Origin of the sequence: Pseudomonas sp. PS01303, from assembly GCF_029959385.1 — a bacterium.
In the GTDB taxonomy this organism is placed as follows: Bacteria; Pseudomonadota; Gammaproteobacteria; order Pseudomonadales; family Pseudomonadaceae; genus Aquipseudomonas; species Aquipseudomonas rustica.
Map to the genome: position 1 here is coordinate 1 of NZ_JASCPK010000235.1, position 5,288 is coordinate 5,288.

Below are 5,288 nucleotides of genomic sequence, written 5' to 3' on the forward strand. Positions count from 1 at the left end.
GCTCGCGATGGCGGTCGGTCAGTTGATATTGATGGCGACTGATTCATCGCAATCGCGAGCAGGCTCACTCCTACAGGGGACAGCGCCGCCAGTTTTCTTTGGTGGTGCGCAAACAGTTGTCAAGATTATGTGACAGTCGCCGACCTTTTCAAACCGGTGAATCGCCGCAAATGCGCGATAACGCCTAAACCGTAACGATAACTTTACGAAATCCACGGAAATTTCCTACGCGGTCTCGATCCAACCTACTGCACACAACCTCTCTCTCAGGTAATTCTGAGTCCATCGCTGGACATAACAAGAACGAATCCCCCTAGCAGGAGAGCAGTATGAAGCAGACGCAATACGTGGCCCGCGAGCCCGATGCGCAAGGTTTTATCGACTACCCCGCCGAAGAACACGCGGTGTGGAACACGCTGATCACTCGCCAGTTGAAAGTGATCGAAGGGCGTGCCTGCCAGGAGTACCTGGACGGTATCGAGAAACTCGGTCTGCCCCACGACCGCATTCCGCAACTCGGCGAGATCAACAAGGTGCTCGGCGAGACCACCGGTTGGCAGGTCGCCCGCGTGCCGGCACTGATTCCTTTCCAGACGTTTTTTGAATTGCTCGCCAGCAAGCAGTTTCCGGTCGCGACGTTTATCCGTACTCGCGAAGAGCTGGACTACCTGCAAGAGCCGGACATTTTCCACGAGATTTTTGGCCACTGCCCGCTGCTGACCAACCCGTATTTCGCCGAATTCACCCACACCTACGGCAAACTCGGCCTGCAAGCGACCAAGGAAGAACGCGTGTACCTGGCGCGCCTGTACTGGATGACCATCGAGTTCGGCCTGGTCGACACCCCGCAAGGCAAACGCATCTACGGCGGCGGCATTCTGTCTTCGCCAAAGGAAACCGTTTATTCGCTGTCGGACGAACCTGAGCATCAAACCTTCGACCCGCTCGAAGCGATGCGCACGCCGTACCGCATCGACATCCTGCAACCGCTGTACTTCGTCCTGCCGAACCTCAAGCGCCTGTTCGACGTGGCCCATGAAGACATCATGGCCATGGTCAAACAAGGCATGCAGCTGGGTCTGCACGCGCCAAAATTTCCGCCAAAGCCGAAAGCGGCCTGAGCAGAACCCGCTCGCGACTTGCGTGCAAAGATAGTAATTTCCAACAAGAATCGAATTCAGGAACCGACCATGTCCACATTGAACCAAGCCCACTGCGAAGCCTGCCGCGCCGATGCGCCACAAGTCAGCGACGAAGAACTGCCGATCCTGATCAAGCAGATCCCTGACTGGAACATCGAAGTTCGCGACGGCATCATGCAGCTGGAAAAAGTTTTCCTGTTCAAGAACTTCAAGCACGCGCTGGCCTTCACCAACGCTGTTGGCGAGATCTCCGAGGCCGAAGGTCACCACCCGGGCCTGCTGACCGAGTGGGGCAAAGTCACCGTGACCTGGTGGAGCCACTCGATCAAAGGCCTGCACCGCAACGACTTCATCATGGCCGCGCGCACTGACGAAGTGGCCAAGACCGCAGAAGGACGCAAGTAATGCACTTTGACGCCATCGGCCGGGTACCCGGCGACCCGATCCTCGGCTTGATGGAGGCGTATGCGCAGGACACCAACCCGCGCAAATTCGACTTGGGCGTTGGCGTCTACAAGGATGCCCAAGGCCTGACGCCGATCCCGGAAGCGGTGAAAATCGCCGAAGCGCGACTGGTCGAAAGCCAGGACACCAAGACCTACATCGGTGGCCACGGCAATCCGCTGTTCGGCAAAGTCATCAACGAATTGGTGCTTGGCGCAGACTCGAAACTGATCGCCGAACAACGTGCCGGCGCCACCCAGACGCCGGGCGGTACTGGTGCGCTGCGTCTGGCCGCTGACTTTATCGCTCAGTGCCTGCCAGGCAAAGGGGTGTGGTTGAGCAACCCTACCTGGCCGATTCACGAAACCATTTTCGCTGCGGCCGGGGTCAAGGTCAGTCACTACCCGTATGTGGGCAGCGACAACCGCCTCGACGTCGAAGGCATGCTCGCCGTGCTCAATGAAGTGCCGAAAGGTGATGTGGTGCTGCTGCACGCGTGCTGCCACAACCCGACCGGTTTCGACTTGAACCACGACGACTGGCAGCGTGTGCTCGACGTGGTGCGCAGCCGCAATCTGCTGCCGCTGATCGACTTTGCCTACCAGGGTTTTGGCGACGGACTGGAACAGGATGCGTGGTCGACACGGTTGTTCGCGGCCGAGATCCCCGAGTTGTTGATCACCAGTTCTTGCTCGAAGAATTTCGGCTTGTATCGCGATCGCACCGGCGCGCTGATTGTCTGCGCGAAAAGCGCTGACAAGCTCATCGACATCCGTAGTCAATTGGCCAACATCGCCCGTAACTTGTGGTCGACACCGCCGGATCACGGTGCTGCTGTTGTTGCGACGATCCTCGCTGATCCAGAGCTGAAAGCGCGCTGGGCTGATGAAGTGGAAGCGATGCGTTTGCGTATTGCGCAGCTGCGCAGCGGTCTGGTTGAAGCGCTGGAGCCTCACGGTTTGCGCGAGCGTTTTGCACACATCGGCGTGCAGCGCGGCATGTTCTCTTACACCGGCTTGTCGCCGGAGCAAGTGAAACAACTGCGCGAGCATCACAGCGTGTACATGGTCAGCTCAGGCCGCGCGAACGTCGCCGGCATCGACGCCACCCGCCTCGCGCTGCTGGCCGAAGCAATCGCCAGCGTCTGCAAATAACACCGCAATCCCCCTGTAGGAGCTGCCGCAGGCTGCGATCTTTTGATCTTGATTTTAAAAACAAAGATCAAAAGATCGCAGCCTTCGGCAGCTCCTACATTTGCTCGTTCCCACGCTCCGCGTGGGAATGCAGCCCGGGACGCTCTGCGTCCCAACAGCGGACGCAGAGCGTCCATTGAGGCGTTCCCACGCAGAGCGTGGGGACGATCAATCACCACAGTTTTTGCCCTCCCCTGCGGCCATCTGTCGCATTATTTTCAATTAAAAGTCTGATTGTCATTTTTCCTGCTGTATCCTGCGCAGGCTTTGTAAAAGCGCGGATCTACCAGATCTATCAACAGACTTAGCGAGGAGCGCAACCATGCACGAGATTCCTAATCTCCCCTTCCCAAGCCTGCACGTACCTGAGCAGACGACCACGCAACAAGCCGGCGCCCAACAGCCCGAGCCGAAAGAAGCCGTTGAGAGCCGTCCGGCCGACAACGAAGAGTAAGACCCGTCGTACAGACCGTGTGGAAAGCGCTAACATGCGCTTTCCACACTGCCTGAACCCCGAGCCCGCCATGACCGACGAATTCTCCGAAAGCCAAGCTGCCGTACTGATCGGCGCCACCGAGAAGATGATCGATATCTGGAACCGTCTCTCCCCCGAAAAACAGGCCGCCCTGCTCGCCCGTTTCGGCACTGAAGAAAACGCCCTCGCCGCACTCGTCACCACGCAATTGGTTGCGCCGGCCAAGCCGTGAATCTGCCATCCGGCAAATAGTTTTACTTTTCCCCGCCCCAGATTCCTCCGCGCCGGTATCATAAGCAGCCTATCTAATCTGCCGCTCCCGTGGATCTTTACCCATGTCGTCCTCTATGTCCGAGCCCCAGCGCCCCCTGGCGGTTACGCTGCAAGTCGTTTCCATCGTCCTGTTCACCTTCATCGGTTACCTGAACATCGGCATTCCGCTGGCGGTGTTGCCGGGTTACGTCCACAGCGATCTGGGTTTCGGCGCAGTAATCGCTGGGCTGGTAATCAGCGTGCAATACCTCGCCACCCTGCTCAGCCGTCCGTACGCCGGCAAGATCATCGACAACAAGGGCAGCAAACGGGCGGTGATGATTGGCCTGGCCGGTTGCGGCTTGAGCGGCGTATTCATGCTGATTTCGGCGTGGACACCGAACATGCCGATGCTCAGTTTGATCAGTCTGTTGATTGGCCGACTGGTGCTGGGCAGCGCTGAAAGCCTGGTTGGCTCGGGTTCGATTGGCTGGGGAATTGGCCGCGTGGGTGCGGCCAACACCGCCAAGGTTATTTCCTGGAACGGCATCGCCAGTTATGGCGCACTGGCGATCGGCGCACCGTTCGGCGTGTGGCTGGTTGGCGAGCTGGGATTGTGGAGCATGGGCGTCAGCATCATCTTGCTGGCCATTCTCGGTCTGGCGCTGGCGTGGCCGAAAACCGCCGCGCCGATTGTCGCCGGCGAACGCCTGCCGTTCATGCATGTGCTCGGTAAAGTATTTCCCCACGGCTGCGGCCTGGCGCTGGGCTCGATCGGATTCGGCACCATCGCCACCTTCATCACACTCTATTACGCGACTCAGCACTGGGAAAACGCGGTGCTGTGCTTGAGCCTGTTCGGCGCGAGTTTCATCGGTGCGCGATTGCTGTTCGGCAACCTGATCAACCGCCTCGGCGGCTTCCGCGTGGCAATTGCCTGCCTGTCGGTGGAAACGCTGGGCTTGCTGTTGTTGTGGCTGGCGCCGGACGCACACTGGGCACTGGCCGGTGCGGCGTTGAGCGGTTTCGGCTTCTCGCTGGTATTCCCGGCGTTGGGCGTAGAGGCAGTGAATCTGGTGCCAGCGTCCAGCCGTGGCGCGGCAGTCGGGGCTTATTCGCTGTTCATTGACTTGTCGCTGGGGATCACCGGGCCACTGGCCGGGGCGATTGCGGCGGGATTCGGGTTTGCCTCGATCTTCCTGTTCGCTGCTCTCGCCGCGTTGAGCGGTTTGGCGCTAAGCGTCTATCTGTACAAGCACACGGCCAAGTACCGCGAAGACTAGAAGTCGACCTTGCCACGCCCGGCCTTGATGCTGCCGCGCTTGGTCTTCGATTCGAGCCGACGCTTCTTCGAACCGAGGGTCGGCTTGGTCGGGCGGCGTTTCTTTTCGACTTTGGTGGCGCTGAGGATCAGCTCGACCAGCCGTTCCATTGCATCGGCGCGGTTGGCTTCCTGCGTGCGGTATTGCTGCGCTTTGATGATCAACACGCCATCGCTGGTGATGCGACTGTCGCGCAGCGCCAGCAGCCTTTCCTTGTAGAACTCGGGCAAGGACGAGGCCGGGATGTCGAAGCGCAGGTGCATGGCGCTGGAGACCTTGTTGACGTTCTGCCCACCGGCGCCTTGCGCGCGGATGGCGGTCAATTCGATCTCGGCATCCGGCAGATGCACATTGTTGGAAATCACCAGCATGGAAAAGCGTCCGTATTCAGAGCGTGCAGGATACGCCATGAACCCTGTAGGAGCTGCCGCCGGCGGCCGACATTTTTTAGTTTTTAAAA

The 5,288-nt window shown here is 59.1% G+C and carries 7 protein-coding genes; 6 read left to right on the plus strand and 1 reads right to left on the minus strand.

All coding sequences use genetic code 11. The annotated features are described in order from the left end of the window. Positions 1-329 precede the first annotated feature (329 nt). The 6 genes from phhA to QMX93_RS29540 all read left to right on the plus strand — a co-directional run bounded on the left by phhA (position 330) and on the right by QMX93_RS29540 (position 4,789). Complete coding sequence (gene phhA / locus QMX93_RS29515; RefSeq protein ID WP_282359087.1) at positions 330-1,121, plus strand: phenylalanine 4-monooxygenase; 792 nt, start codon at positions 330-332, stop codon at positions 1,119-1,121. A 69-nt stretch (positions 1,122-1,190) separates the two neighbouring features. Further along, positions 1,191-1,547 carry a 4a-hydroxytetrahydrobiopterin dehydratase gene (locus tag QMX93_RS29520; protein WP_016771115.1) on the plus strand — a complete coding sequence of 119 codons (357 nt, stop codon included), beginning with the start codon at positions 1,191-1,193 and terminating at the stop codon, positions 1,545-1,547. Next, positions 1,547-2,740, plus strand: a complete 1,194-nt coding sequence (locus QMX93_RS29525; protein WP_282359088.1) for an amino acid aminotransferase — start codon at positions 1,547-1,549, stop codon at positions 2,738-2,740. The genes QMX93_RS29520 and QMX93_RS29525 overlap by 1 nt, the downstream gene beginning before the upstream one ends. Positions 2,741-3,101: 361 nt before the next feature. Further along, entirely contained in the window at positions 3,102-3,233 is a 132-nt protein-coding gene (locus QMX93_RS29530) for a hypothetical protein (protein WP_008088845.1), read from the plus strand. 70 nt (positions 3,234-3,303) lie between these two features. Further along, positions 3,304-3,486, plus strand: a complete 183-nt coding sequence (locus QMX93_RS29535; RefSeq protein ID WP_053118279.1) for a hypothetical protein — start codon at positions 3,304-3,306, stop codon at positions 3,484-3,486. Between the two features lie 115 nt (positions 3,487-3,601). Next, positions 3,602-4,789: an MFS transporter gene (locus tag QMX93_RS29540; protein WP_172680087.1), complete on the plus strand. Its 1,188-nt coding sequence runs from the start codon at positions 3,602-3,604 to the stop codon at positions 4,787-4,789. Here QMX93_RS29540 and arfB read toward each other — a convergent pair. Continuing rightward, positions 4,786-5,199 (minus strand): alternative ribosome rescue aminoacyl-tRNA hydrolase ArfB, encoded by a 414-nt coding sequence (gene arfB, locus QMX93_RS29545; RefSeq protein ID WP_282359091.1) that lies wholly within the window; start codon positions 5,197-5,199, stop codon positions 4,786-4,788. The genes QMX93_RS29540 and arfB overlap by 4 nt on opposite strands. Positions 5,200-5,288 lie beyond the last annotated feature (89 nt).

What these genes read in the sequence shown, in the direction of transcription:
- phhA (WP_282359087.1), top strand. Translation starts at nt 330, where the DNA reads ATGAAGCAGACGCAATACGTGGCCCGCGAGCCCGATGCGCAAGGTTTT.
- QMX93_RS29520 (WP_016771115.1), top strand. Translation starts at nt 1,191, where the DNA reads ATGTCCACATTGAACCAAGCCCACTGCGAAGCCTGCCGCGCCGATGCG.
- QMX93_RS29525 (WP_282359088.1), top strand. Translation starts at nt 1,547, where the DNA reads ATGCACTTTGACGCCATCGGCCGGGTACCCGGCGACCCGATCCTCGGC.
- QMX93_RS29530 (WP_008088845.1), top strand. Translation starts at nt 3,102, where the DNA reads ATGCACGAGATTCCTAATCTCCCCTTCCCAAGCCTGCACGTACCTGAG.
- QMX93_RS29535 (WP_053118279.1), top strand. Translation starts at nt 3,304, where the DNA reads ATGACCGACGAATTCTCCGAAAGCCAAGCTGCCGTACTGATCGGCGCC.
- QMX93_RS29540 (WP_172680087.1), top strand. Translation starts at nt 3,602, where the DNA reads ATGTCCGAGCCCCAGCGCCCCCTGGCGGTTACGCTGCAAGTCGTTTCC.
- arfB (WP_282359091.1), bottom strand. Translation starts at nt 5,199, where the DNA reads ATGCTGGTGATTTCCAACAATGTGCATCTGCCGGATGCCGAGATCGAA.